Below are 1,326 nucleotides of genomic sequence, written 5' to 3' on the forward strand. Positions count from 1 at the left end.
CCTTTCATCCGTTCATTGAGATCTACCGTAGGGCACCCATGGGCAAGGTCACAGGCTTTCTCGAATACGACCGGCAGGAGCAAAAGTATCAGCTCGYCGGCGATCGCATTCGCCACTTCCGCGAATTTACGCTGCCGCTCGACGATAGCGATCTCAAGAAGCAGGCCGCGCGCTGCATGGATTGCGGCATTCCGTTCTGTCACGGTCCGACCGGTTGTCCCGTCCACAACCAGATTCCCGACTGGAACGATCTCGTCTGGCAGAACGATTGGGAAGAGGCTGCGCGCAACCTTCATTCCACCAACAATTTCCCCGAGTTCACCGGGCGCATCTGTCCCGCTCCGTGCGAGGAGGCGTGCACGCTGAATCTCGAGAACCAACCGGTCGCGATCAAGACCATCGAGCAGGCGATCGCCGACAAGGCGTGGCAGATGGGATGGATCAAGCCCGAACCGGCCGAGGTCACGACCGGCAAACGCGTCGCTGTCATCGGTTCGGGACCGGCCGGCCTTGCCGCCGCGCAGCAACTGGCGCGCGCCGGTCACGAGGTGCATGTGTTCGAACGACAGGCGAAGCCCGGCGGATTGCTGCGTTACGGCATTCCCGACTTCAAGATGGAGAAGATCCACATCGATCGGCGCGTCAAGCAGATGGAAGCCGAAGGAGTCGTCTTCCATTGCGGCGTCGATGTCGGCGTCACACGCAGCTTCGCTTCCTTGCACAACGAGTTCGAGGCGGTTCTGTTTGCGGGCGGCGCCGAAGACCCGCGCGATCCGAAACTGCCGGGCCAGGAACTTCCGGGCGTGCATTACGCCATGCCTTATCTCACGCAATCCAACCAACGGGTGAATGCCGAGGAGGTGAGCGGTGCTCCGCTTCTCGCCGGCGGCAAGCACGTCGTGGTGATCGGCGGCGGCGACACCGCATCCGACTGCGTCGGCACCGCGTTCCGGCAGGGCGCCCTCTCAGTGACCCAGCTCGACATCCGCCCACGTCCGCCGGAACGGGAAGACAAGCTGACCGTGTGGCCCTATTGGCCGACCAAGATGCGTACGTCATCGAGTCAGGCCGAAGGTGCCGAACGCGAGTTCCAGGCAGCGACCTTGGGCATCGAAGGCAAGAACGGCCGCGCTATCGGTGTCAAATGCGCCCGCGTCGATGAAAAGCGCGAGCCGATCGCCGGCTCCGAATTCATCCTGAAAGCCGATCTGGTGTTCATCGCCATCGGCTTTGCCGGCTCGCGCAAGGAGGGATTGCTCGAACAATCCGGCGTCGCTCTCGACCGTCGCGGCAACGTCGTCGCCAATGAGAACGATTATCGTACAT

The 1,326-nt window shown here is 62.3% G+C and carries 1 protein-coding gene; it reads left to right on the plus strand.

Features of this window, described 5'->3' with window-relative positions; genetic code table 11:
- Nucleotides 1–38: 38 nt before the first annotated feature.
- On the plus strand, nucleotides 39–1,326 hold a 1,288-nt coding region (locus AC1DT3_RS21460; protein ID WP_477467208.1), incomplete at its 3' end, for a glutamate synthase subunit beta.

Source organism: Microvirga sp. P4_G7, assembly GCF_056401005.1.